At 55.0% G+C, this 23,371-nt stretch carries 25 protein-coding genes and 1 riboswitch; of the genes, 10 read left to right on the top strand and 15 right to left on the bottom strand.

What is annotated here, in order from left to right; translation table 11 throughout:
• Window positions 1-131: 131 nt before the first annotated feature.
• A riboswitch (cobalamin riboswitch) is annotated at window positions 132-332 on the bottom strand.
• Window positions 333-405: 73 nt separating this feature from the next.
• Genes AAC620_RS07900 through AAC620_RS07915 form a run of 4 tightly spaced genes read right to left on the bottom strand, consistent with a single transcriptional unit; the run spans window position 406 to window position 4,265 of the window.
• Window positions 406-1,323 carry a metal ABC transporter permease gene (locus AAC620_RS07900; protein WP_340244071.1) on the bottom strand — a complete coding sequence of 306 codons (918 nt, stop codon included), beginning with the start codon at window positions 1,321-1,323 and terminating at the stop codon, window positions 406-408.
• On the bottom strand, window positions 1,320-2,498 hold the full coding sequence (locus tag AAC620_RS07905) for a metal ABC transporter permease (RefSeq protein ID WP_340244073.1): 1,179 nt from the start codon (window positions 2,496-2,498) through the stop codon (window positions 1,320-1,322). The genes AAC620_RS07900 and AAC620_RS07905 overlap by 4 nt, the downstream gene beginning before the upstream one ends.
• 11 nt (window positions 2,499-2,509) lie before the next feature.
• Complete coding sequence (locus AAC620_RS07910; RefSeq protein ID WP_340244075.1) at window positions 2,510-3,301, bottom strand: metal ABC transporter ATP-binding protein; 792 nt, start codon at window positions 3,299-3,301, stop codon at window positions 2,510-2,512.
• Between the two features lie 16 nt (window positions 3,302-3,317).
• On the bottom strand, window positions 3,318-4,265 hold the full coding sequence (locus tag AAC620_RS07915; protein ID WP_340244077.1) for a metal ABC transporter solute-binding protein, Zn/Mn family: 948 nt from the start codon (window positions 4,263-4,265) through the stop codon (window positions 3,318-3,320).
• Between the two features lie 151 nt (window positions 4,266-4,416).
• Between AAC620_RS07915 and AAC620_RS07920 the strand changes: the two genes are divergently transcribed.
• Entirely contained in the window at window positions 4,417-5,253 is an 837-nt protein-coding gene (locus tag AAC620_RS07920; RefSeq protein ID WP_340244078.1) for an alpha/beta hydrolase, read from the top strand.
• Here the strand turns inward: AAC620_RS07920 and AAC620_RS07925 are convergent.
• A complete protein-coding gene (locus AAC620_RS07925; RefSeq protein WP_317657010.1) occupies window positions 5,250-5,684 on the bottom strand; it encodes a MarR family winged helix-turn-helix transcriptional regulator in 435 nt (144 codons plus the stop codon). The two genes, AAC620_RS07920 and AAC620_RS07925, sit on opposite strands and share 4 nt — an antisense overlap.
• A 293-nt stretch (window positions 5,685-5,977) precedes the next feature.
• Here AAC620_RS07925 and AAC620_RS07930 point away from each other — a divergent pair, with 293 nt between their 5' ends.
• Complete coding sequence (locus tag AAC620_RS07930) at window positions 5,978-7,132, top strand: phosphoserine transaminase (RefSeq protein ID WP_340244082.1); 1,155 nt, start codon at window positions 5,978-5,980, stop codon at window positions 7,130-7,132.
• 78 nt (window positions 7,133-7,210) lie between these two features.
• A complete protein-coding gene (serA, locus tag AAC620_RS07935) occupies window positions 7,211-8,806 on the top strand; it encodes a phosphoglycerate dehydrogenase (RefSeq protein WP_340244083.1) in 1,596 nt (531 codons plus the stop codon).
• A gap of 125 nt (window positions 8,807-8,931) precedes the next feature.
• Here the strand turns inward: serA and AAC620_RS07940 are convergent, their stop codons facing one another.
• The gene (locus AAC620_RS07940) at window positions 8,932-9,954 is read right to left on the bottom strand and encodes an asparaginase (protein WP_340244084.1); all 1,023 of its coding nucleotides are present in this window, start codon (window positions 9,952-9,954) and stop codon (window positions 8,932-8,934) included.
• A 173-nt stretch (window positions 9,955-10,127) separates the two neighbouring features.
• Here AAC620_RS07940 and AAC620_RS07945 point away from each other — a divergent pair, with 173 nt between their 5' ends.
• Both AAC620_RS07945 and rlmN read left to right on the top strand, forming a co-directional pair.
• Window positions 10,128-10,658 carry an invasion associated locus B family protein gene (locus AAC620_RS07945; protein WP_317657000.1) on the top strand — a complete coding sequence of 177 codons (531 nt, stop codon included), beginning with the start codon at window positions 10,128-10,130 and terminating at the stop codon, window positions 10,656-10,658.
• Window positions 10,659-10,731: 73 nt separating this feature from the next.
• Entirely contained in the window at window positions 10,732-11,919 is a 1,188-nt protein-coding gene (rlmN, locus tag AAC620_RS07950) for a 23S rRNA (adenine(2503)-C(2))-methyltransferase RlmN (protein ID WP_340244087.1), read from the top strand.
• 63 nt (window positions 11,920-11,982) lie between these two features.
• Here rlmN and AAC620_RS07955 read toward each other — a convergent pair whose 3' ends face one another.
• Both AAC620_RS07955 and AAC620_RS07960 read right to left on the bottom strand, forming a co-directional pair.
• Window positions 11,983-12,162, bottom strand: a complete 180-nt coding sequence (locus AAC620_RS07955; protein ID WP_317656996.1) for a hypothetical protein — start codon at window positions 12,160-12,162, stop codon at window positions 11,983-11,985.
• A 148-nt stretch (window positions 12,163-12,310) separates the two neighbouring features.
• Complete coding sequence (locus tag AAC620_RS07960; RefSeq protein ID WP_340244089.1) at window positions 12,311-12,916, bottom strand: L,D-transpeptidase; 606 nt, start codon at window positions 12,914-12,916, stop codon at window positions 12,311-12,313.
• 136 nt (window positions 12,917-13,052) lie between these two features.
• Between AAC620_RS07960 and AAC620_RS07965 the strand changes: the two genes are divergently transcribed.
• A complete protein-coding gene (locus AAC620_RS07965) occupies window positions 13,053-13,613 on the top strand; it encodes a CAP domain-containing protein (RefSeq protein WP_340244091.1) in 561 nt (186 codons plus the stop codon).
• Here the strand turns inward: AAC620_RS07965 and AAC620_RS07970 are convergent.
• The 6 genes from AAC620_RS07970 to AAC620_RS07995 all read right to left on the bottom strand — a co-directional run bounded on the left by AAC620_RS07970 (window position 13,584) and on the right by AAC620_RS07995 (window position 17,781).
• Window positions 13,584-14,078 (bottom strand): L,D-transpeptidase family protein, encoded by a 495-nt coding sequence (locus AAC620_RS07970; RefSeq protein ID WP_340244093.1) that lies wholly within the window; start codon window positions 14,076-14,078, stop codon window positions 13,584-13,586. The two genes, AAC620_RS07965 and AAC620_RS07970, sit on opposite strands and share 30 nt — an antisense overlap.
• Before the next feature lie 88 nt (window positions 14,079-14,166).
• Window positions 14,167-15,024 carry an SDR family oxidoreductase gene (locus AAC620_RS07975; RefSeq protein ID WP_340244094.1) on the bottom strand — a complete coding sequence of 286 codons (858 nt, stop codon included), beginning with the start codon at window positions 15,022-15,024 and terminating at the stop codon, window positions 14,167-14,169.
• On the bottom strand, window positions 15,021-16,055 hold the full coding sequence (gene queG, locus AAC620_RS07980) for a tRNA epoxyqueuosine(34) reductase QueG (RefSeq protein WP_340244095.1): 1,035 nt from the start codon (window positions 16,053-16,055) through the stop codon (window positions 15,021-15,023). The genes AAC620_RS07975 and queG overlap by 4 nt, the downstream gene beginning before the upstream one ends.
• Window positions 16,052-16,723, bottom strand: a complete 672-nt coding sequence (gene fzlA, locus AAC620_RS07985) for an FtsZ-binding protein FzlA (RefSeq protein ID WP_317656987.1) — start codon at window positions 16,721-16,723, stop codon at window positions 16,052-16,054. Before fzlA ends, queG begins: the two co-directional genes overlap by 4 nt.
• Before the next feature lie 57 nt (window positions 16,724-16,780).
• Complete coding sequence (gene mtgA / locus AAC620_RS07990; protein WP_445322454.1) at window positions 16,781-17,494, bottom strand: monofunctional biosynthetic peptidoglycan transglycosylase; 714 nt, start codon at window positions 17,492-17,494, stop codon at window positions 16,781-16,783.
• A 98-nt stretch (window positions 17,495-17,592) separates the two neighbouring features.
• Window positions 17,593-17,781: a YgaP family membrane protein gene (locus AAC620_RS07995; protein WP_317656985.1), complete on the bottom strand. Its 189-nt coding sequence runs from the start codon at window positions 17,779-17,781 to the stop codon at window positions 17,593-17,595.
• 121 nt (window positions 17,782-17,902) lie between these two features.
• Here AAC620_RS07995 and AAC620_RS08000 point away from each other — a divergent pair, with 121 nt between their 5' ends.
• The 3 genes from AAC620_RS08000 to AAC620_RS08010 are packed head-to-tail and all read left to right on the top strand — an operon-like array spanning window position 17,903 to window position 20,352.
• A complete protein-coding gene (locus tag AAC620_RS08000; RefSeq protein WP_340244098.1) occupies window positions 17,903-18,280 on the top strand; it encodes a hypothetical protein in 378 nt (125 codons plus the stop codon).
• Window positions 18,277-18,897, top strand: coding sequence for a cob(I)yrinic acid a,c-diamide adenosyltransferase (cobO, locus tag AAC620_RS08005; protein WP_340244100.1), 621 nt, complete (start codon window positions 18,277-18,279; stop codon window positions 18,895-18,897). Before AAC620_RS08000 ends, cobO begins: the two co-directional genes overlap by 4 nt.
• A gap of 6 nt (window positions 18,898-18,903) precedes the next feature.
• Window positions 18,904-20,352, top strand: a complete 1,449-nt coding sequence (locus AAC620_RS08010) for a cobyric acid synthase (RefSeq protein WP_340244101.1) — start codon at window positions 18,904-18,906, stop codon at window positions 20,350-20,352.
• On the opposite strand, the gene AAC620_RS08015 is transcribed toward AAC620_RS08010, so the two are convergent.
• A complete protein-coding gene (locus AAC620_RS08015; protein WP_340244103.1) occupies window positions 20,349-21,905 on the bottom strand; it encodes a Hint domain-containing protein in 1,557 nt (518 codons plus the stop codon). The two genes, AAC620_RS08010 and AAC620_RS08015, sit on opposite strands and share 4 nt — an antisense overlap.
• A gap of 288 nt (window positions 21,906-22,193) precedes the next feature.
• On the opposite strand from AAC620_RS08015, the gene dapE reads away from it, so the two are divergent.
• Window positions 22,194-23,348: a succinyl-diaminopimelate desuccinylase gene (gene dapE / locus AAC620_RS08020; protein WP_317656975.1), complete on the top strand. Its 1,155-nt coding sequence runs from the start codon at window positions 22,194-22,196 to the stop codon at window positions 23,346-23,348.
• The last annotated feature ends 23 nt before the right edge of the window (window positions 23,349-23,371 follow it).

Here is a 23,371-nt window from a genome sequence, read left to right on the forward strand (position 1 = left end):
ATTACGAATGGGTGGCAAGGCACATGCCTTGCGCAAAAGTGAATGGTCATTGGAGGGTTGGCCCTTCCGCAGACGGCGATTTGTGCCACCACTACGGAATTGTCCGTTGCCCGCTGCGCCCACCGCGCTTGGACAGGGTGATCACCTCGGCAGGTCTCCTGACTCGCGGGTCGTTGTTTGATCGGGCCTTCCCGTGGCCCATCTGGGGCCGCAGTGGCATATGCCAATCGCACTCGCCGCTTACAGTTGCGGGGGCAGTCGCGGATTTACACCGCGTTCCCTTTTCACCCAATGTTGTCACCAACACTGAGACCGAAGCGAGATCGGTGTAACCTTTGGGGCCCTGCAACTCAAGGGTGAAAGCGACTGTCTGCCTCGGGAAAGCGGCGGCAAACTGTCTTAGGCTTAGGCGGTGGCTGCGCGCCGTTTTGGGCCGAACACGGCGGTAAGCGCCAAGATCAATCCCGAAACTGCCGCAATCATACCAGCGGCGCTGACGGAGTTCTCGAGGCCGATCCAAAGCGGGCCATATCCCGCCAAAACATATCCCAAACTTGCCGAGAGCGTGGCAAAACCCACGCTCCACCAAATTTGACTGCGCAAACGATCCGTCATCAAACGTGCGGCGGCGGCGGGGCATATGAACATTGCGATCACGATGATAGAGCCCACGGCATCAAAGGCCGTGACGGCGGCCAAAGCAGCGACCATCACAAGGCCAAGACTGATGGCGCGCACGGGTAAGCCAAGGCTTTCGGCATAGCCTTCATCAAAGGTTGATAGGGTCAAAGGCCGCCAAAAGATGATTAAAAGCACCACAATCAGCACCAAAGTCAGGGCCAGGCGGGGTAGTTCTGGTGGCAGGCCCGCAAGCGCCACAGGATCAAGCAGCGAGGCCCATCCCCGTGCCTCAAGCCAGATCAGGCTTTCAAGGTTTCCCATCAGTGCGTGTTCGACATCCAAATGAACCGAAGACGCGCTGCTTTGCTCGAGAAGTAAAACACCAAGCGCAAATAAGGTGGTGAAGACCACGCCCATGATTGCGCCCACCTCAATGCGCGAGACACGTTTGATCACATCAATCATCACGACCGCGAAGAGGGCCGCAGCACCTGCACCCAAAAGCATCGCCCAAGCGTCTAGGGCTTGTGTCACCAAAAAGGCCAGCACGATCCCAGGCAGAACCACATGGCTGATGGCATCGCCAATCAAGGCCTGCTTGCGCAGCACCAAAAAATTTCCAGGCAGGGCACAGGCGATTGCCGCCAAGATGCCGATGAGAATCGGCGGAAGCGAAAGGGGCACGAATTCAGCGCCGTTCATGACGCGTCCTCCAATCTTGTGTCGATATGGGCTAACTCATCGCGGGTGAAGGCGCGGGATAGGTCGCTCAACCCGTCATGGCGCGACAGAAATTCGGCATAATCGGGTTTGCTGCGCAAATAGGCCAGACGCGCCTCATCGCGCTGTGCTGCTATGGCTGCAGACTGGCCGCGTTCGGTCATCACCCCATCGGCGCGCACATAACCTTCGCGCTGTAAAAGCTTGCGGGTATAGGGCTCCAGAATGCGATAGCCTTGGGCCAAGGAAAGCAAGCCCTGTCTGCGATGCACACGGCGTTGAAATTTGCGGTGCCGCATCGCGGAGGCCAAGACCCCGCGTGCGGGCGCAACCAAAAGCGAAATGAGAAAAAATCCCGCAGCCACCAAAACGATAATGGCGCCAGTGGGCAAATCGGGGGCAAGGCTTGAAAGGCCCGCGCCAATCAGGCCCGATGCCCCGCCAATTGCGCCCGCAATGGGCCAGATATAGGCGGCGCGGTTGCTCCAGAGACGCGCGGTGACAGGGGGGATGATCAGCAAGGCAACGATCAAGATCAGACCCACGATTTTCAACCCCGCAACGGTTACGGCTAAAACCAATGCCATGGCCGCCGCATCAATCAGGGGCACGTTCAATCCCAACGCGCGGGCAAAGTTTTCATCGAACGCCGTGAGGGTCATCGCCCGATGCAGAACAAGACCCGCCATGAAAACCAACGCTGCCCCGATTGCAATCATTTCAGCATCTTCACGCAGCATTGCAGCGGTTGAGCCGAGTAAGAGTTGGTCTAAGCCTGCTTGGCGGCCCGCGCTCATGTTTTGGATCAGGGTCAACATGACGACCCCCAACCCAAAGAAACTCGACAAGACCGCGCCAATTGCGGCGTCCTCGGATAATCTTGTTCGAGATTTCAGGAAATTAACCGCCAATAGGCCAAGTGCCGCGCTGATCGCAGAGCCAAGCAATAAGCCCTCTAATGCGCGCCCAGTGCCGCCCAAGGCGACCATCACCATAAACCCCCCGCAGAGGCCAGGTAGGGTGGCGTGGCTGATCGCGTCCGATAGCAAGGCGCGTTTGCGCAGAAACATAAACGTTCCTGTCACCCCTGCGGCAACGCCCAAAACGCCTGCGCCAAACATGACCAAAGCGACATTATAGTTCAGTGTGAAGGCCATGATACCCATGTCTAATAGTGACCCGCTTCCCGCAATCGATCAATTTGCGCTGTCGCCAATCGCCCGCCATAGGCCTCTTGCAAATGGGCGGTGGTAAAGGCTTGGTCCACAGGCCCTTCTGCAATGAGGCGTGTGTTGATCATCGCGACATGGTCAAAATATGTGGTTACAGTTGAAAGATCATGATGCACCGCAACAACCGTTTTTCCCTCATCTTTCAGCTTTTTGAGAACGGCAATGATGGCCGCTTCGGTCGCAGCATCAACGCCTGCAAAAGGCTCATCCAAAAGGTAAAGATCAGCATTTTGGGCCAAGGCGCGGGCCAGAAAGACCCGCTGTTGCTGTCCACCTGACAATTGGCCGATTTGACGATGAGCAAAATCCTGCATCCCGACCCGTGCCAAAGCATCTTCGGCTATGGCCTGATCGTCACGGCTGATACGGCGCAGAAGCCCTATTTTTCCATAAAGGCCCATCAACACCACATCGCGCACATTCGCAGGAAAATCCCAATCGACACTGGCGCGCTGTGGCACATAGGCAATGCGGTGGCGTTCAGAGGCCAGTGCGCGTCCGAAAATCGACACTTGCCCTGAGAGACGCGGAACGACCCCCAGCGCCGCTTTAAGCAAGGTCGATTTGCCCGCGCCATTTGGCCCGATGATGGCCGTCATCGAGCGGGGCGCCACCGTAAGATCGACCGAGAAAAGCGCGGGCTTTTCCCCATAGCTGACGCTGAGGCCGCGTATGGCCAGCGGGCTTTGCGGATCGAGGGGTTGGTCGTTCTGATGAAGCCGTAACATGGCCAATTCCTTGCCGCTAAGGGGTTAATGCGCCATTCATCCCACCTTCAGGGGCTGTGCCCCCAAGGGCGCGGGTGATGGTGGTGATGTTGTGATCCAACATCCCGATGTAGGTGCCTTCATAGCTGCCTGCTGGCCCCATCGCGTCTGAATAAAGCTCGCCCCCGATGGCGACCGCGTGACCTTGGGCAGCCGCACCTTCTTGGAGGGCGCGAATATTGCGGTCAGATACAGAGCTTTCAACAAAAATGGCCCCAATTTGGCGCGCCACCAGCGTGTCGACCAAGGTTGAGATTTGCAAAAGCCCGGCTTCTGATGCGGTCGAGATGCCTTGGATGCCCAAAACCTCGAAATCAAAAGCGCGGCCAAAATAGCCAAAGGCATCATGGGCTGTGACCAGAACCCGTGCTGCTTCGGGAACGCTTGAGAGGCTGCTTTGGGCATAGGTGGCTAGGCGATCAATTTCGGCCAAATGCTGTGCGGCATTCGCTTCGAAAATCGCCGCGCCTGCGGGATATGACGCACTCAATGCATCGCGCACGGCTAAAACAACTGTGCGCCATAGGGTCGGATCCATCCAGACATGGGGGTCAAATCGATCCTCATACTCTGGATGACTGCGCAATCTGTCTTGTGGGATAGCCTCTGCCACCGCGACAACAGTGCGGGATTGCCCAAGATCAAGCAGGAGCGGCTCAAGTTGCGCCTCAAGATAAAGCCCATTCCATAGGATTAGATCCGCATTCATTAATGCAAGAATATCCGAACGGGTTTGCCGAAAAGAATGCGGATCAACGCCCGCACCCATGAGGGTCTTTAATTCGATCAAATCCCCCCCGATCTGACTGGCGGCATCTGCGATCATCCCTGTGGTAGCGACCACTTTGATGGGTGCAGATTGCGCAAGGGCGGGGGCGGCCAGAACGGGCAGCATCATCATTGTCAAAATGCGTAGGAAACGCATGAAGGCTTCTCCAATATCGAAAGACATAGGCCCTTGCGGGCAATCATTGCTGCCACGAAGATGATATTGATAATCATTCGCAAAAAGTCAAGAAGTTGCGAATGACTCGCAACTAGTGCTTGCCCTTGCCAATTTCTTATCCTGTGCAAAAGTGAGGCGAATTCACGCAGACGAGGCGGCCATGGTTAAGATTACAGATTTCGATGATGCCTATCAAAACGGGGCCTATATCCCTGATGCAGATGGGTTCATCACACGTTGGACAGAGGCCGCAGCCAGTTTTCGCGCGGCATATCCGCCCGTCACGCATCACTACGGGACAGGCCCGCGCCAGTATTTTGATCTATTCATGCCTGATGGCGCGTCCAAAGGCCTGACTATTTTTATTCACGGTGGCTATTGGCGGCGGTTCTCGCCGCGCGAATTTAGCCATTTGGCCCGCGCCCTGCGAGACGCGGGGCAAGCCGTGGCCCTGCCGTCATACACACTCGCACCCGAGGCGCGGATTTCTCAAATCACCGATGAAACGATGCGCGCTGTTTGCCATGCGGCGGGTTTGGTGGAGGGGCCAATCCGAATCACGGGCCATTCGGCAGGCGGGCATTTAGCCACCCGTATGATGTGCGAAGGCGTTTTGCCTGACGCGGTCGCCTCTCGCGTGGTTCAGGTGATGTCAATCTCGGGCGTGCATGATTTACGGCCTTTGCTGAACACAGAGATCAACCAAGACCTGCGTTTGACCTTAGAGGAAGCCATGCGGGAAAGCCCCGCATTGTTGCTGCCGCGAAAGACCGCGCGATTCGTTGCCGCCGTGGGGGGCGATGAGCGGCCCGAATTCATCCGTCAAAATGATCTTTTGGCGAATATTTGGCATGGCGCTGGTGTTGAAATTGAAGCGATGCATCTAGCGGGCTTGCATCACTTCGATGTGATCGAGGAATTGGAGCGGCCAGACGGGCGGCTGTTGCAGAAAATCTTGGCTGATTAGCCGCGCGCGTAAAGATCAGAGACGACTGTGCGCAATTGGGCGCGTTCATCTGGGCCGAGGCGGTCTAGAAGATCGGTTTCCGCTTCTAGAGCGGCGGCTTGAAGGCGGCGGATTTCCTCATTCCCTTTTTCGGACAGGCGCACCACCAAACGGCGGCGATCCACGGCATCGGTCGAAACATTGATCATATCGAGATCTTCGAGGCGACGCTGTGCGCGGCTGACGCGTGCGGCATCCATCGCGGTCAAAATGCATAGATCATGCGAGGAACAGGGTTGATTCTCAGGCAAAGCCATCATGATGCGCCATTCTGGAACCTGTAAATCTGCATCCCGCATCAGGTTCTGAAACAGGGCGCTTGCGATGACAGCCATTTGGAAAGGCACAAAATCCTTGAGGCTGAACTGGCGTGTTTGTGAGAAATCTTCCACTTTGCACCCAAGGCGTGAATAAGCATCTACCGCTCATCTTTAGCGCGAAATGCCCCGTTGGTGCAAGGAAAACCTGTAAATTAAATCTGACATATGATTGTCACAATTTAAAGACATTGGCTTACTTGTTTATTTTTGCGCTGCGCATCTCCGCTTTTGGCCGTTTGAGGCAGTCATCAACTGCGACTCTTTTGATTTATTTTCCGACTTGCGCGCCGTGCAACATAGGTATAGCAGCGCAGGTGGGACACCCCTCCCCAACGAGGGGCATATATCTGTGAGGGTATCACATCATGGCTTTGACCACTCCGGCAACGCGGCCGGCTAATCCGCGTTTTTCGTCTGGCCCCTGCGCCAAACCCCCCGTCTGGACATTGGATAAACTGGCTGACGCCCCTTTGGGTCGGTCGCACCGCGCTGCGATTGGCAAGGCAAAGCTTGCTGCCGCGATTGACCAGACTCGTGAAATTCTGGGCGTGCCTGCTGACTATCGCATTGGCATCGTGCCCGCTTCTGACACAGGCGCGGTTGAGATGGCCATGTGGTCGCTCTTGGGTGCGCGCTCCTGCACAATGGTCGCTTGGGAAAGCTTCGGTGCAGGTTGGGTCAGTGATGTTGTCAAACAACTGAAACTCGATGCGACTGTTCTGAACGCCGATTATGGCCAGATCGTTGACATGGGCGCGGTCGATTATGACACGGATGTTGTGTTCACATGGAACGGCACGACCTCGGGTGTAAAGATGCCCAATGGCGACATGATCCCTGCCAATCGCGCAGGCTTGACCATTTGCGATGCAACCTCGGCGGCCTTTGCGCAGGATTTGCCGTGGGACAAGCTCGATGTCACCACCTTCTCTTGGCAGAAGGTCATGGGCGGTGAAGCGGCTCATGGCATGTTGATCCTCAGCCCGCGCGCGGTTGAGCGGCTTGAAAGCTACACACCTGCATGGCCGTTGCCCAAGATTTTCCGTATGACAAAAGGCGGCAAATTGATTGAGGGCATCTTTAAGGGGGAAACGATCAACACCCCGTCCATGCTCGCCGTTGAAGATTATTTGGTCGCGCTTGATTGGGCCAAATCCATCGGTGGATTGCCTGCCTTGATGGCACGGGCCAACGCGAACGCGCAGGCGATTTTCGATTTCTGCGCGTCTCGCGATTGGATTGACAATCTGGCCGAAGATCCCGCGACACGCTCGAACACGAGCGTTTGCCTGAAATTCACGGATCCGCGCATTACGGATGGCGCAGCCTTCGCCAAGGCGGTTGCAAAACGTCTCGAAGGCGAAGGTATCGCGCTCGATATCGGGGCCTACCGAGACGCACCTGCGGGTCTGCGTATTTGGTGCGGTGCCACGGTGGAAACCGCCGATATCGAAGCCATGCTGCCATGGCTTGATTGGGCGTTTGAAACTGAAATCGCGGCGCTTTCTGCTGCGGCTTAAACCCCTTTTTCTGGCCGCAATGCGGATGTGATCCCTGCGGCCAGACCCTTTCCCATTTCGAACATATGAGGCCCTATCATGGCTCCTAAAGTATTGATTTCCGACAAACTCTCCGATGCAGCCGTTCAGATTTTCAAAGATCGCGGCATTGATGTGACCTTTGACCCAAGCATTGGCAAAGACAAAGACAAGCTGCTTGAGGTCATCGGCCAATATGATGGTTTGGCAATTCGTTCTGCGACCAAAGTTACGGAAAAGATCATCGCGGCTGCCGATAACCTAAAGGTCATTGGCCGCGCAGGGATCGGCGTAGATAATGTGGATATCCCCGAAGCCTCGAAAAAAGGCATCATCGTGATGAATACGCCGTTCGGCAATTCCATCACCACCGCAGAGCATGCAGTTGCGATGATGTTTGCCGTTGCCCGCCAAATCCCCGAGGCCAACGCCTCGACCCATGCGGGCAAATGGGAGAAATCCCGCTTTATGGGGGTTGAGCTGACAGGCAAAACCTTGGGCGTTATTGGCGCGGGCAATATTGGGGCGATCGTCTGCTCACGTGCGCTTGGCCTCAAGATGAAGGTTGTGGCTTATGACCCGTTCCTCTCTGAAGAACGCGCCACGCAAATCGGTGTCACCAAGGTAGAACTGGACGAGCTGTTGGCGCGCGCTGATTTCATCACGCTGCATGTGCCCTTCACCGAAAAGACGGCAAATATCCTATCGGCTGAAAATTTGGCCAAAACCAAGAAAGGGGTGCGCATCATCAACTGCGCCCGCGGTGGTTTGGTGGATGAGGCTGCTTTGGCTGAATTGATTAAATCAGGCCATGTGGCAGGCGCCGCCTTTGACGTTTTCAAAGAAGAACCTGCAACCGCGAACCCATTGTTCAATCTTGAAAACGTGGTCGTGACCCCGCATTTGGGCGCTGCCACGACCGAGGCACAGGAAAATGTGGCGCTGCAAGTGGCCGAACAAATGGCGGATTACCTGCTGACAGGTGCCGTAACCAACGCGCTGAACATGCCCTCTGTGACAGCGGAAGAAGCGCGTGTCATGGGGCCATGGTTGAAGTTGGCCGAGCATTTGGGCAGTTTTGTCGGTCAGCTGACCGAAGACGCGATTGAGACAATCGAGATCACCTATAATGGCGTTGTCAAAGATATGAACCTCAAGGCGCTGAATTGTGGCGCGATTGCAGGTGTCATGAAGGCGACCAACCCTGACGTGAATATGGTGTCTGCACCAATTATCGCCAAAGAGCGCGGCATTGAATTGTCGACTGTTACACAGGATAAATCAGGTGTGTTTGATGGCTATATTCGCCTCAATGTGAAATCAGCTTCGAAAGAGCGGTCTATTGCAGGCACGGTGTTCTCGGATGGCAAGCCACGTTTCATTCAGATCAAAGGCATCAACATTGATGCCGAGATCGGTGAACATATGCTCTATACCACCAATGAGGACGTTCCAGGCATCATCGGCACATTGGGCCGCACGATGGGTGAGATGAACGTCAACATCGCTAATTTCACCTTGGGCCGTGCCTCAAAAGGGCATCAGGCGATTGCGATGCTGTACCTAGACGAACAACCCCCCGTTGCTGCGGTTGACGCACTCAAAGCGACTGGGTTGTTCCAGCAGGTGCGCCCGCTTCGCTTTAGCGCACATTAATTTGCATCAGATATCAGAAAATTGCTGTCCCGCCTCCCATCTTGGGAGGCGGATTTTTCAGTAGTTTTTTGTATAAATCTGCACAATCCAACGCGGATGGTTTTTCCTAAAAATTGGGCAAAGACTTAGGATAATCGCCAATCTCGCACGCTTGCGACAGGGCGAATAAAACCTGTTTCGACATCACGGCGATTGGTGATTGGGCCATGGGTTAAGCGTTTTGCAACGGGGCTGGCTGCATCCAACACACCTGCCCCGATCAGCAATTGCGTGATCATGGCTTCTGAGGCGCGGGTGCCGCCATCTTCGATTTTCAGGGCAATGCCGATTTTCTTTTCGGGAATGATTGCCACAAAAACGGCCTCGGCCCCGGTTTTTACCGCAACGCGGCCCCCCATCGCCGCCATCAGGTCGGTGCAGGCGCGCCCTTCACCCGCAACCAAAATGGGGTGGGTGGCCATAGCGCGATGCAGTTTTGCCATTGCCGCCTCGCGGGCCGCGCCATTAGGGTTTGCACCTGCATAACGCGCCATCGCCCGACCAAGCCCCAAAAGGGAGCAGGCAAAATTTGGGGCAGAGCAGCCATCAATCCCATAGCCTGCACTGGTTTCGCCTGTCACATCTTCAAAGGCTTCAAGAACCGCTTTTTGCACAGGATGATCAGCTTCAATATATTCGCTGCCGCCGCCCAAATGTTTGTTGAGCGTCAAGAATCCTGAATGTTTGCCCGAGCAATTATTGTGCCCTTGATCTGGCGCACAGTCGCATTTGATCAAATCCTCTCGCGCGGCGCGATCATCGGGCATTTGTGGGCCACAGCGCAAATCTGCCTCTTGAAGGCCCAAATGATCCAACCATGCTGCGACCATATCTGTATGCACCTTTGCCCCGTTATGGGAGGCACAAGACAAAGCCAGCTGCGCTTGGCTCAGGCCAAAGTGATCCGCCGCACCGCTTTCAATGAGAGGTAAGGCTTGGATCATCTTGCTGCTTGAGCGGGGCAAAATAATTTTGGACGGATCGCCCCACGCCCCCAAAATTGTCCCTGCATGATCCACCACAACAGCATGGCCGCGATGTTGGCTTTCGGCAAAAGGGCCGCGATGCAATTCAACGAGAATTTCCGCCGTATCATCTGGCTGGGGCATGAGCGCTTCCTTTTGATCAAGATTTTGGAGTTTCACGCGCGAAGGGCTTTCCCGGGATCGTGATTTCAGGTTATTCTGCGTCCGAGTAATGGTAAAGGCGCAATAGAAGGGATGATGGCGACATACATCTCGCGCTTGAGGCAGTAACAAGCAGATCAGGAGGCGTATCGGCAATGGCTGGTCGTAGAATAGCAGTTTTGGTGGCAGCAGCATTGGCTTTCACGCCCGCAGCCATCGCACAAGAGACATCGGATAACCGTGTTAACGCGCAAACGGATTGGAGTGTCTTTGTCCAATCTGACCCTGCCGTGTGTTGGGTTGTGAGTGCGCCGCGCGAAACCGTCAATACGCGTGACGGAAACCCAGTTTCGGTGAACCGCGGCGAAATTTTGCTGTTTGTCAGTTTCTGGCCGAATCAAGATCGCCGGTTTGAGGTATCCTTTACTGGTGGCTATCCTTTTGCCGAAAATTCCACTGTTGAGATGGAAATTGGCGATGCGTCCTATTCGCTGTTTACCCAAGGTGAGATGGCATGGGCCGCGTCCCCGCAGGATGATCAATCCATTGTGACCGCGATGAAGCGCGGCGCAGAAGCGGTTTTGACCGCTCGTTCTAGCCGCGGCACGCAGACAGAGGATACATTCTCGCTCTTGGGCTTTACCGCTGCGGTTGAGGATGCGGAAACACGCTGCCAAGGCAATTAAGCCAAACATGTTCTTTGATTTGCTTTGAGGCGGATTTGCGGCTATGTGTGCGCCGCCTCAAAGGACAATGAAAATGACCCAAGCCAGCGCCCCGATCACGCAGGATGTTTTGACCATTCCGCGCAAACTGCCCGAAACAGGCCTGACGAATATCGTTGGCCTCAGTCGTGATGCATTGCGCGCGGCGTTAATCGCAGCAGGCACGCCCGAGAAACAGGCCAAGATGCGGGTTAATCAAATCTGGCAATGGGTCTATGTCTGGGGGGCGCGGGATTTTGACGGGATGACCAACCTCGCCAAGTCTTATCGCGCTGAATTGGCGGAAAATTTTTACATTGGCCTGCCTGACATGGTCAGTCGTCAAATCTCAAGCGATGGCACGCGGAAATATCTGGCGCGGATTGCGGGCGGCCATGAGGTTGAGGTCGTCTATATCCCCGAAGAAGATCGCGGCACATTGTGTATCTCAAGCCAAGTTGGCTGCACCCTGACATGTTCTTTCTGTCACACGGGCACGCAGAAATTGGTGCGCAATCTGACGGCGGCTGAGATTGTTGGGCAGATCATGATGGCGCGCGATGATTTGGATGATTGGCCGCGTCCAGGCGAGGCCTATGGCGAGCGGCCGCGTTTGATCTCAAATATCGTGCTGATGGGCATGGGTGAGCCGCTCTATAATTTCGATGCGGTGCGCGATGCGATGAAAATCGCAATGGACGGCGAGGGGATCAGCCTCAGCCGCCGCCGCATTACCCTTTCGACCAGTGGCGTTGTGCCAGAAATTGCACGCTGTGCCGAGGAAATCGGCTGTATGTTGGCCATCAGCTTTCATGCCACGACAGACGAGGTGCGCGATCGTCTTGTTCCGATTAACAAGAAATGGCCTATCGCGGAGCTGCTTGAGGCCTTACGGCAATATCCAAAAGCCTCAAATTCTGAGCGGATTACGTTTGAATATGTGATGCTCAAGGATGTGAATGATAGTGACGAAGATGCGCACCGGTTGATCAAGCTGATCAAAGGCATCCCCGCGAAGATCAATTTGATCCCGTTCAACGAATGGCCTGGCGCACCTTATCAGCGGTCAGATTGGGCGCGGATCAAGCGGTTTGCAGATATTATTTACAAGGCGGGCTATGCCAGCCCCATTCGCACGCCCCGTGGTGAAGACATCATGGCGGCCTGTGGTCAGTTGAAATCTGCGACTGAACGCGCGCGCAAATCCCGCGCTGAAATTGCCGCCGAGATTGGCGAAGCCTAAGGCACAAAAAAAGACGGCTCCCTGACCAGGAAGCCGTCCTTTGTTCTGCAGCCGAAGGCTAAATTAGTTTGCAGCTGCTGCTGCAAGCAAAATCAGAGCAAGAACTGGAACGAGAACGCCACCAGCAGAAGACGAAGTGTCGCCTGCGATAGTTGCGGGTTCCATTGCCGGAGCAGCGGTGCCACCAGCGAAAGCGCCAGTTGCGGCAACCGAGAGAACGGCGGCGAGTGCGAGTTTCTTCATTGTATCCTCCAAGATACGCCCAAATGCGCATTATTGCGCGTTATACGGGCACCCAAGACTGTACCTCGTAAATATGTCTATATTCAGGATTGCACGCAAAATGCAATGGAATCCGCATCTGTTCGTCTTTGCGATTTTTGTGGTGTCATCAAATTAGCAACACTTGCGTGCCAATGCGCGCCAAATTGTAAAGTTCCGCAATATGTTCGTTATAAAGCCCAATACATCCGTTTGACGACCGCCGACCAATCTTGCGCGTGTCATGCGTTCCGTGGATGCGATAGAATTGCCACGACAGATAAAGTGCGTGTGTTCCTAATGGGTTATCTGGGCCAGGTGGCACATAATCGGGCCATTCTGGGTTGCGTTCCTTCATGGCTGGGGTCGGGCTCCAATCGGGACCTTCGACACGGCGCACCACCTCCGTGCGACCACGGCGGGTCAGGTCTTCGCTCATTGGAACCGATGTTGGATACAGCCGATAGATAGATTGATCGGCGCTCCAGAAGTGCAGTGCGCGCGAGGTCAAATCCACCAAAATCGCCCCGTTTTGGGTATTGGTGAAATAGGGCCGCCAATCCAAGGTCCGAAAACTAGAGATATTTCGTGGCACAGAATGCGAGATATCCGCTTCAATTTCGGTGCTATCCGCAAGGCTTTGCGCCAAGGCGGGATTACCTGCGCTCAGCGTCAATGCGCTTGCGCCAAGCCCCACCATAAATGGCCTTCGTTTCATAGGCTTTGACTTTGCCATGATGCTCTACCTCTTGCGAAACTGCTTATTTATATTTTAGGTATGATTTACTTCTATTTTTGCAATTTCGAGATCGCATTTGTGACCGATGTCGCGCTTTTGCGAAGCTTGGGATGATTAAAAGGCCGCAGGCGTGATGCGAATAATCTTCCTCATGGGGCTGACAGTGTTGGTTGCGGGCTGCCAAATTGGTGCGCCCACGCGGCCTGACCCAAACTCGGTGCGGATTTATCGGCTGGATCAGGCGGATCGTGCTGAAGTGCAGTTTCGGGTCTTGGACGCGGTCAATCTTCTGCACGCCTCCGCTCAAGCCCCTGCGCTCGGGCTTGATAGTGGGTTGATTGCAGCCGCATCGACCCATGCCCGCGATATGTCTGTGCAAAATCGACCATGGCATTTTGGCTCGCACGGTTCATCACCCATAGATCGCGCAAGGCGCGCGGGTTATGCGGGGGCGGTTTTGGGTGAAAATATCTCGGAAACCTATGAAGGCGAGCTTGAAACCCTGCGGGCATGGATGGCGCAGCCTGACACAAGGGCCGTCATTCTTGACCCAAGTGGCCGCGACTTGGGGCTTGGGTATTTCCAAGAAGATGCTGGAAAATTTGGTGGGTGCTCATGGTCGGTGACAGCCGCCGTGCGGCCTTTGGCCCCCGTGGGTGACGGATCACGGATAGATGTCAATCGGTGTGCGTAGGTTCACCATTGAATAAATCTCACGCATTTCGGCGTTTGAGACAGCAATACACCCCGCCGTCCAATCATTGCGAAACATCACGCTCGCCGGGGTCCCGTGGATGAAAATATCGCCCCCAGGTGATCGCCCACGCGCGCGCGCGAAGGCGCGGTCTTGGGCGTTCGGATAACTTAGCCCGATTGACAGGTAAAAGGCTGAATTGGGATTGCGGCGGTCGATGTAATATCGCCCTTCTGGCGTGCGACCATCGCCTTCGAATTGCTTATGCCCTTCGGGTGCAAAGCCCAGTTCCACATCATAGCTGCGCAGCACTTGGTCATTATGTAACAGCGTCAATTCGCGCTCGTTTTTGTCGAGGACAATGCGCGTTACCTCAGGGCCTGTATAAGTCGGAATTGATTTTGACACACACCCGCTCAGGGCAGTGGCAAAGACAAACACGATAAAACCGCGGCGTATACTCATGACGGGCCTGAAATATGAAAAGCTGCTCTTGTGGCTGCGCATACTTGAATTTGGGCGCTCGCAAAACTGAAATTTTGCGCGCTAAAGATTACCCGCCTGCCGCAAGAATGGCCTTTAGCCCTGATTTATAGTCGGGATAGAGCCATGAAAGGCCAAGATCAGCTTTCACATGGTCATTCTTGACCCGCTTATTTTCTGAATAAAAACTGGTTGCCATCGGCCCCAAATCGGCGTGTTCAAACGCGATTGCAGGTGGAATTGGCAGGCCCAGTAACTCGGCCCCATAGGCAATCACATCTTCGGGAGGGGCGGGCATGTCATCGCATATATTGTAAACAGCCCCGCGCTTTTGCGCCGTCATCGAGGCCTCTAGCGCCATCGCGATATCCTCAACATGGATCCGTGAAAACACTTGTCCCTCTTTGATAATGCGCCGCGCTGTCCCGTTTCGCAGTTTTTCAAACGGGCCACGATGGGGGCCATAAATTCCTGCCAGACGGAAAATATGTAACGGCGCCTTGGTTTGGCGGCAAACGGCGGCCCATTCGCTTTCCGCCGCAACGCGGGCGCGTCCGCGATCCGTGTTGGGGGTGAGCGGGCTGGTTTCATCCACCCACGCCCCCCCGTGATCGCCATAAACGCCCGTGGTCGACAGATACCCAATCCATGCTTTTTCATCCAAGCAAGGTGCAAGCGCCCCGCCCCATGCGCCCAAAACAGGATCGCGCCCGCCCTCAGGGGCAATGGATGATAGAATATGAGTAGCACGCGCGATATCGGCAGAGAGATCATCACGCCCCCAAACCCGTGCAGATAACCCCCGCGCGCGCAGTGCCTCTGCCTTTTTGGGGTCGCGTGTCGTGGCGATAATCTCCGAGCCTTGTGGCAGCAATCGCTGTTCAAGCGCGCTTGCGCTATAGCCGTGGCCAAAAGACAAGAGGATCATGGTCGTTGCTCCAAAGCCCATTTGGCGGCATCCGATACGGCCGCGTCAGGATCATCCACCAAACTGCGCGCCATTTCAATCAAGCCTGCATCGCCACTATTGCCAATTGCATAAAGCACATTGCGCACAAACCGATCCCGCCCAATGCGTTTAATCGGTGATCCTGAAAACCTATCGCGGAACCCTTGATCATCAAGCTGCACCAACTCCGCTAAATTGGGCGCGCGCAGATCATCGCGCGGGGCATAGCGCATTTCAGTCGCTGTTTGAGCAAATTTATTCCACGGGCAAACGGCAAGACAATCATCACAGCCATAAATACGATTTCCCAAAGCCGATCTCAGGTCAGGATCAAGCGGGCCTTTATGTTCGATTGTGAGGTAAGAAATGCACCGCCGCGCATCCAATTGGTAGGGCGCGGGGAAGGCTTTTGTTGGGCAAATATCAAGGCAGGCTGTGCAACTTCCGCAATGGCTGACTTCTGGGCTGTCTGGTTCGAGAGGAACCGTTGTGAAAATCGCACCCAAGAAAAAGAAATTGCCCAAATCCCGCGCCAAGAGATTGGTATGTTTGCCCTGCCACCCCAGCCCTGCAGCCTGCGCAAGGGGTTTCTCCATCACGGGGGCCGTATCAACAAATACCTTGATCTGATGGTCTTCGCCTGCTTGTTCCAGCAGCCACCGCCCGAGGCGTTTGAGCCGTTTCTTGACGACATCATGATAGTCTTTGTTTTGCGCATAGACCGAAATCGCAGCGCGGGATTTCTCTTGCAAAATCGCAAGCGGGTCATGGTTTGGCGTGTAAAGATCAGCCAACATGATCACCGATTTCGCTTCAGGCCAAAGCGCGCTTGGATCAGAACGCCACGCAATGCGATCTGCCAACCATCCCATTTGGCCATGATGCCCTGCCGCCACAAACGCGTGCAACCGCGCCCCTGCTTCAGCGATATCTGTGGGTCGACAAACACCAATTTTGGCAAAACCTATGGCTTTGGCCTCGGTCGTTAGGGTTTGCTTCAGCGCGCTCAAAAGTCCAAATTCGCGTAATGGGGCGGCTGCGGGAAACCCGAGATTTGATCCGCCAAAATGGAACGGAATGCAGGACGCGATTTGACCTTTGCATACCAGTCTTTGACGATCTCAGATCGGTTCCAATCTACATCTGAGATGTAATCAAGACAGGATAGGTGCGCCGCTGCGGTGAAATCGGCCAAGGTCATGCGATCCCCCGCCAACCAACGGCGATGATCCAACAGCCATGCCATATAATCCAGATGAAACTTGATCTGGCTTGCGCCAGTTTTGACTGCCCGCCCATCGGGATATCCCGCGCGCATCAGCTTTTTGTTCACGCGTTCATAGACGAGGTTCTTGGTCACATCATGGTGGAATTTATCATCAAACCAGAAACACAGGCGGCGCACTTCGGCGCGGGCTTTGATGTCTTCTGGGATCAGTTCTGGCTCAGGATGTTTTTCCTCAAGATATTCGCAAATGGCTTGGCTTTCACTCAGGAAGACGCCGTCAATCTTGAGAACGGGCACCTTACCTGCAGGGTTGCGGCGCAGGTGATCCGGCGAGCCTTCCCAATAGCGTTCTTCCACCAACTCAACTTCGATTTTTTTCTCCGCCAAAACCAAGCGCACTTTGCGGCAAAAGGGCGATAGGGCGAAGTGGTAGAGGCGCGGCGTGTTCATTTGGGTTTTGCTCTAACTCATTGGTTGCGAAGGTTTTGCCCTGTCTGGGTGGGGAATTCAATTCGCAAAGCAATCATCACGCCCATCATTGGCGATGGTCGCCGCCCCATCGGCAATGCTTGCAGCGCGCTCCAACAGCCATGGGGAGGGGTTTGCAGCAGATCGATCCTTTGGCGCTGGCAGCACCGCTGCGAGGCGCGCGGCTTGTGCCAATGTCAAATCAGCGGCACTCACCCCAAAATAATGCTGTGCGGCGGCCTCTGCCCCGAAAATGCCCGCATCAAATTCTGCGATATTGAGATAGACCTCTAACACCCGCGATTTTGGCCAGATCAGCTCGACCACGGGGGTCAGTGCCGCTTCAAGCGCCTTGCGCCCCCAATTTCGGCCATGCCACAAAAACGCATTTTTCACAGTTTGTTGGCTGAGCGTGGATGCGCCGCGCTGTGCGCCATCTGAAATTGCGTCACGAATTGCGCTCATGTCGAACCCCCAATGGGCGCAAAAATTTGCATCCTCTGCCGCGACCACGGCCCGTTGTAAATTTGGGGAAATCTCTTCTAGCGGGCGCCATGTCTGGTCGATTGTGCCGATGCGCCGCGCCTCGCTGACCATATAGGCCGTGGTTGGCACAGGAAGAAAGCGATAGGCAATGATCCACAGCAGCACCAGGGCGACCGCCAAAAACCCCACACGCCACAAAACGCGACCCACGCGCCGCGTCAGGCCACGATCCTCGTGGGATTTTTTATCTTTGCGTTTGCGGGCCAACCTGCTTGCTCTGCCAATTTATCTGGTTTTTGACAAACTACGCGGATCAGCCCGCAAGGTAAAACAGTTTTACCTTGTCCCGTCTGGCGGAAAACGCCTTAGCAGGCCTTACAGGTCTTGATGCCCAAGATCGTATAAAGAGGGCAATTGCCTACCAAACCTGTCAAGAGAGGCACCAGACCCACCCAACCCCAAGCGGTTTGCGGGCCAACAAATACAATGGCAATAAGAGCCACGCCTAAGATCACGCGAAGCGCGCGGTCGATCATCCCAGCATTGCGAGTCATATCTAAACTCCTTTCTATAGCCGATCACAGATCATCGCATACTGGCCCCTGATGGTCTGTGACCATGTCACATGTGCTGGTTTGCTTGACTTGTGCTGTGAAATCAGGCCATGCCGCAGCCATGAGCAAAGACAATACACCAAAACCAAGCAAAGATGCCGCTGCCAAGCCTAAGCGCGCGCAGGATGTTTATACGCTTGTTGTTGAACTAGGTCGCCGCGAGGGGGATGGCCTGCCTGCCAGCGCAACGGGGGCGGGGCTGTTGTGCTATGCGTCAGGCGTGGACGAGGCCGAAGCGGTGCGCGAGACGGTTGCAGTGCTGAAAACGGCGGATATGAACCCGCTTGAGGTCACGGGCTATGGCACCTTGACCGAACGCGAGGCGCAGGGGCTTGAGATTGATGAAGAAGAGCGCTCTTTGATGATGCGCGCTTTGGAAGAAAACTCGGTCATAGTCGCGCAGATGACACCCTATTTTGCCGAGGATGATGAGACATGAGCGAGGAAGACCTTAACGCGCGCCACAAGGCAAAGATGCAGAAGATTAAGGCCGCGCGCGATCGTATGATGGCGGAGAAAAAGCGCGAGAAGAAAGGTCTGGTGATTGTTCATACAGGCAATGGCAAGGGCAAAAGCTCGTCTGCTTTTGGGATGATTATGCGCTGCATCGCCCATGGGATGCCTTGCGGTGTCGTGCAATTCATCAAAGGCACATGGGTGACAGGCGAAAAGGAATTCCTTCGCAAAAATTTCGCGAATGAATGCAAGTTTGTTGTGTCGGGCGAAGGATTTACGTGGGACACCCAAGACCGCGAGCGCGATATTGCAGCGGCGCGTGCGGGTTGGGAAGAAGCCAAAGCGATGATCAAAGACCCCAATATGTCATTGGTTGTTCTAGACGAGATCAATATCGCTCTGCGCTATGATTATCTTCCGATCCTAGAGGTGGTAGAGTTTTTGGTCACAGAGAAGCCAGAAATGACCCATGTTGTGTTGACGGGTCGCAATGCCAAGCCCGAATTGATTGAGATTGCCGATCTTGTGACCGAGATGACCGAGGTCAAGCATCCATTCCGTGAGCAAGGCATTGTTGCGCAAAAAGGCGTGGAGTTCTAAGCTCTTATGCCCGCTGTCATGATCCAAGGCACAGGGTCGAATGTGGGCAAATCATTGCTTGTTGCGGGGCTTTGCCGTGCTGCGCGCAAGCGCGGGATCAATGTCGCGCCGTTTAAGCCGCAAAATATGTCGAACAATGCGGCTGTCTGCCCTGAAGGGGGCGAGATTGGTCGCGCACAGGCCGTGCAGGCTGAGGCCGCAGGTCTTGCGCCTCATGTTGATATGAACCCTGTTCTGATCAAACCCGAAAGCAGCACAGGCGCGCAGATTGTGGTGCAAGGCGCGCGTCTGACCCGCGCCGAGGCGCAGGATTACCAAGGGTTGAAGCCGCGCCTCTTGGCGGCCGTGCAAGACAGTTTTGCGCGGCTGTCCGCGCAGCATGATCTTGTGATTGTCGAAGGGGCAGGCAGCGCTGCCGAGGTCAATTTGCGTAAAGGTGATATCGCCAATATGGGCTTTGCCTGTGCTGAAAATATCCCCGTGATCCTCGCAGGCGATATTGATCGTGGTGGGGTGATTGCACAGATCGTTGGAACGAAAGCCGTATTGGACGACCAAGATCGCGCTCAAATTGCGGGGTTTTTGATCAACCGCTTTCGGGGTGACCCGCGCCTCTTTGATGACGGCTATCGCTATATTGCCGAGCAAACAGGATGGCGTGGGTTTGGAGTGGTGCCTTGGTTTGGCGATGCTTGGAAATTACCCGCCGAGGATGGCGTAGATCTGGGCAAAACCCCGACCCATGCTGGCGCGTTTCATGTTGCGGCCCTCGCATTTCCACGGATATCAAATTTCGATGATCTTGATCCGATTGCCCAAGACCCCAAGCTGCGCCTCACTTGGGTTGAAGCGGGGCGTGTGATTCCAGCGGATGCTGATTTGGTCATCCTGCCTGGATCAAAAAGCACGCGGGCCGATTTGGAATTTTTGCGCGCGCAGGGTTGGGATGTTGATCTGGCCGCACATCGGCGGCGCGGCGGCGCGATCTTGGGCCTATGTGGCGGCTATCAAATGCTTGGCCGCAGGATCAGCGACCCTGAGGGGCTTGATGGCGCGGTTGGGGTCACCGAGGGCTTGGGTCTGTTAGAGATTGAAACCCTGATGCGCCCCAAAAAGCGTCTGGCGCTCAGCGCGGCGCACCATGTTCCAACGGGGGCCGCCGTTTCGGGCTATGAAATCCATATGGGCGAAACCTCAGGCCCTGATTGCACGCGTCCCTTTGCTGCTTTGACCGGCCACAAGGATGGCGCGATAAGTGCCGATGGGCGGGTGATGGGCAGTTACCTACACGGGCTTTTCCAAGAGGATGGGTTTCGCACCGCGTTCTTCGCGGGTCTTGGTGCCGAGATTAGCGCGGTCGGCTATCGGGCGCAGATCGGTGCAGTCTTGGATGATTTGGCACAGCATCTGGAGACGCATTTGGATGTTGATGCCATTTTTGATCTGGCCCGCTAAGCCATCATGGCCCGCGCCTCATAGCTGCGCAGCGGCATCCGCACTAATTCGCCATAACCCGCGCCACAGCTGTCTTGCAGGGCAGGAAAGAGGTCGAACAATTCGGCGCGGATTGCATCATCAAATTCGGGCAAGACCTGTTTTCCGGGGTAAAAGCTTTCGGTCAAAAGCCCCTCGGATGTGATGATCTGGTGGTGGTCAAACAGGATGTGAAAATATTCCACATCCCCGCCTTCGCGGCGATAGATCGTGACATCATTGATCAAGTCCTTGGCCGCAACCAAGACCTCCTCCTCGCCAAACATCAATTGCGCGCGAATATCGCGGACAAGCACACGGTGTTGGGGCGATAATACCAGCGTGCCGTGAAACCCAAGGCTGCCTTTCTCAATGACAATCGGGGCGTGATTGCCGATCGCGGGCACTTTGCGGCTGCCAATCCAACGGATTGGCTGCGGGCCACCATCATGGGTTTCGACCATCATACCGACCCTCAGATATTCAATCGCGATATCCCCTTCGGTCGTTCTGATTTTTGTGCCGCGGGCAAAGCAAGGCACAGTGGTGATTGTGACAAAGGCGGTGTCGGTGATGCCGTCTGAATTGGTCGCGGTATAGGTGAAATTACGGATAACTGTGTCACCCCCAGGAAGGGCGGGTGCTGTGACCGACAATCTGCCATCGGGCAAGAGTGTGATCTGATGACCAGAGGCAAGGGTTATTGTTTCCCCCGCGCGAATGTCTTGGCCGTTGATTTGGGTGACAGCCATTGTTGCGCTGTCATTGGCCAAAACATCTAAAGTGCTGGTGGCGCGCTGTGCGATGCGCAGGCTGTCATCAGCACTCAGCGCCATGCCTTGAATACTGCCACCCGCAATGAGGATTGCTGAATCAAGGGTTGGATCACCAACATCGGTGATGCCAATTTTGAGCGTGTTGATCGCACCGACCGAGACAGGAAAACTCACGCGAAGCGTGGCGGTGAACCCATCCATTTCGGTATTATAGGTGCCGCTGGCATTGTCGATGTAGAGCGTGCTGTTAGAGTTGTCAGAAACAGAATTGATTGAGGCCAAGGTAAAGACAGGGGACGTAACTTTGGTGCCGTTGATCCAAATGCCGACCTGATCATTGAAGATCGAGCCTACAAATTCGGGATATTCTTCTGAGGCGAAGGTAAATTGCAGCGACATTTGCGCATTGTCGGGGATAAAATCCACCTCCAAGATGCTTGCGTCATATGTGCGCCGCGCGGCGATGGTTTCAAAATCGGAATCACGCCCGCCGCCCGTTATGCCTGTCGTATCAAGGGATTGGTTGGTGGCCCCTGAGCCATTGGTTAAATCGCTGACAAAGCCCGTAGACAGAACAACGCCCGTATCGGATGGGGTCAGGCGCGATGAGGTGCTGTCACCCCCCATCCAAATCGCTGACGAGGCATTATTGCCATAATAGCGGGCATCCACGATGGAAACGTCATCGTGGAAGATGGTATACGCCATCCTGAGCGCAGATGCGCCTGTATTGAGCGCCAGTTCCTGTGCGCTTTCCATTCCCCTAGCCCATGCCCCGTGCCAAGGCATGGTAAATTCAGGCAAATCAGGCGCCCCTAAGCACCTTCATGTTCGTCTGATTTACAGCGGATTTTCCGCTCGGCCTGCCTCGGCTTATTGTTATTGGCATGATGCTATCACAAAATTATCTCTATTGTTAATATATTTATGCGATGCGCCCTGCAATTCTTCTGCATATAGTGGTTTGACCAAGATATCGGTTTTCTGTTTGTCTCTTGGCCAAGGGGCGCGTAACCCTAGCGCCTGACGCCTTTGGAGAAATCGGATATGGCCGACACCCGCCTTGATCCCGTTCTATTGACCGCAGATTTGCTGCGTTGCCCCTCTGTCACTCCAGAGGAAGGCGGCGCATTGGTGCTGTTGCAAACTGTGTTAGAGGCGGCAGGGTTTGAGTGCCACCGCGTAGATCGAAATGGCACAGCAAATCTTTTTGCACGCTTTGGGCCCAAAGGTCATGCGCGCAGTTTTGGATTTAATGGACATACCGATGTTGTGCCAATTGGGGCCGAAGCGGATTGGAGCCACCCGCCCTTTGGCGCGGTGCGCGAGGGGGATTGGCTTTATGGGCGTGGCGCGACCGATATGAAATCGGGCGTTGCGGCCTTTGTCGCGGCTGCGGTCGATATGGTGCAAACCGCCCCACCTGATGGTGCGATTATTCTGGCCATTACGGGCGATGAGGAAGGCCCCGCCACGGATGGAACAGTGGCGCTTTTGGAGTGGATGGAGTCTCAAGGCGAAGCGATGTCGGTTTGCCTTGTGGGCGAGCCGACCTGCCCAGAAACCTTGGGCGATATGATCAAAATCGGGCGGCGCGGGTCAATCAATGCGCAAATTACAGTGGCGGGGAAGCAAGGCCATGTCGCCTATCCGCATAAGGCGCAAAATCCAATGCCTGCCATGGCCGCGCTTGCGGATCGTCTGTCGCGCCATGTTCTGGATGAGGGGACAGCGCATTTTGACCCGTCCAACCTACAAATTACGGCGATTGAGACAGGGAATCCCGCCAGCAATGTGATCCCTGCGCGCAGTGAAATGCGGCTTAACATTCGTTTTAATGATTTGCATTCAGGCGCATCTTTGGATGCATGGTTGCAACGTGAATGCGCCGAAGTTGCGGCTGTGCATGGCGTTCAGATTGCCTGCGAAACCCGTATTTCGGGCGAGGCGTTTTTGACCGAGCCTGGCGCGTTCTCTGACCTGATCGCGGCGGCAGTGGCGCAGCACACTGGACGACAGCCCGTTTTGTCGACCACAGGCGGCACATCGGATGCCCGATTTGTGCAGCGCCATTGCCCCGTGGTGGAATTTGGTCTTGTCGGCCATCGGATGCATGAGGTTGATGAGCGGGTATCTTGTCAAGATATCCAAGGCCTGACCGTGATCTATTCCGACATTTTGCGCCGCTATTTCGAAGGCTAAGGCTGGCCTCAAAAAACCCTCTC

Origin of the sequence: Roseobacter sp. HKCCA2468, from assembly GCF_037805105.1 — a bacterium.
Classification (GTDB): domain Bacteria; phylum Pseudomonadota; class Alphaproteobacteria; order Rhodobacterales; family Rhodobacteraceae; genus M30B80.

What these genes read in the sequence shown, in the direction of transcription:
- AAC620_RS07965 (WP_340244091.1), top strand. Translation starts at nt 13,053, where the DNA reads ATGCGAATAATCTTCCTCATGGGGCTGACAGTGTTGGTTGCGGGCTGC.
- AAC620_RS07940 (WP_340244084.1), bottom strand. Translation starts at nt 9,954, where the DNA reads ATGCCCCAGCCAGATGATACGGCGGAAATTCTCGTTGAATTGCATCGC.
- cobO (WP_340244100.1), top strand. Translation starts at nt 18,277, where the DNA reads ATGAGCGAGGAAGACCTTAACGCGCGCCACAAGGCAAAGATGCAGAAG.
- rlmN (WP_340244087.1), top strand. Translation starts at nt 10,732, where the DNA reads ATGACCCAAGCCAGCGCCCCGATCACGCAGGATGTTTTGACCATTCCG.
- AAC620_RS08010 (WP_340244101.1), top strand. Translation starts at nt 18,904, where the DNA reads ATGCCCGCTGTCATGATCCAAGGCACAGGGTCGAATGTGGGCAAATCA.
- AAC620_RS07945 (WP_317657000.1), top strand. Translation starts at nt 10,128, where the DNA reads ATGGCTGGTCGTAGAATAGCAGTTTTGGTGGCAGCAGCATTGGCTTTC.
- AAC620_RS07960 (WP_340244089.1), bottom strand. Translation starts at nt 12,916, where the DNA reads ATGGCAAAGTCAAAGCCTATGAAACGAAGGCCATTTATGGTGGGGCTT.
- AAC620_RS07910 (WP_340244075.1), bottom strand. Translation starts at nt 3,301, where the DNA reads ATGTTACGGCTTCATCAGAACGACCAACCCCTCGATCCGCAAAGCCCG.
- serA (WP_340244083.1), top strand. Translation starts at nt 7,211, where the DNA reads ATGGCTCCTAAAGTATTGATTTCCGACAAACTCTCCGATGCAGCCGTT.
- AAC620_RS07975 (WP_340244094.1), bottom strand. Translation starts at nt 15,024, where the DNA reads ATGATCCTCTTGTCTTTTGGCCACGGCTATAGCGCAAGCGCGCTTGAA.
- AAC620_RS08000 (WP_340244098.1), top strand. Translation starts at nt 17,903, where the DNA reads ATGAGCAAAGACAATACACCAAAACCAAGCAAAGATGCCGCTGCCAAG.
- AAC620_RS07900 (WP_340244071.1), bottom strand. Translation starts at nt 1,323, where the DNA reads ATGAACGGCGCTGAATTCGTGCCCCTTTCGCTTCCGCCGATTCTCATC.
- AAC620_RS07905 (WP_340244073.1), bottom strand. Translation starts at nt 2,498, where the DNA reads ATGGCCTTCACACTGAACTATAATGTCGCTTTGGTCATGTTTGGCGCA.
- AAC620_RS07995 (WP_317656985.1), bottom strand. Translation starts at nt 17,781, where the DNA reads ATGACTCGCAATGCTGGGATGATCGACCGCGCGCTTCGCGTGATCTTA.
- AAC620_RS07915 (WP_340244077.1), bottom strand. Translation starts at nt 4,265, where the DNA reads ATGCGTTTCCTACGCATTTTGACAATGATGATGCTGCCCGTTCTGGCC.
- AAC620_RS08015 (WP_340244103.1), bottom strand. Translation starts at nt 21,905, where the DNA reads ATGGAAAGCGCACAGGAACTGGCGCTCAATACAGGCGCATCTGCGCTC.
- AAC620_RS07970 (WP_340244093.1), bottom strand. Translation starts at nt 14,078, where the DNA reads ATGAGTATACGCCGCGGTTTTATCGTGTTTGTCTTTGCCACTGCCCTG.
- fzlA (WP_317656987.1), bottom strand. Translation starts at nt 16,723, where the DNA reads ATGAACACGCCGCGCCTCTACCACTTCGCCCTATCGCCCTTTTGCCGC.
- AAC620_RS07955 (WP_317656996.1), bottom strand. Translation starts at nt 12,162, where the DNA reads ATGAAGAAACTCGCACTCGCCGCCGTTCTCTCGGTTGCCGCAACTGGC.
- AAC620_RS07930 (WP_340244082.1), top strand. Translation starts at nt 5,978, where the DNA reads ATGGCTTTGACCACTCCGGCAACGCGGCCGGCTAATCCGCGTTTTTCG.
- dapE (WP_317656975.1), top strand. Translation starts at nt 22,194, where the DNA reads ATGGCCGACACCCGCCTTGATCCCGTTCTATTGACCGCAGATTTGCTG.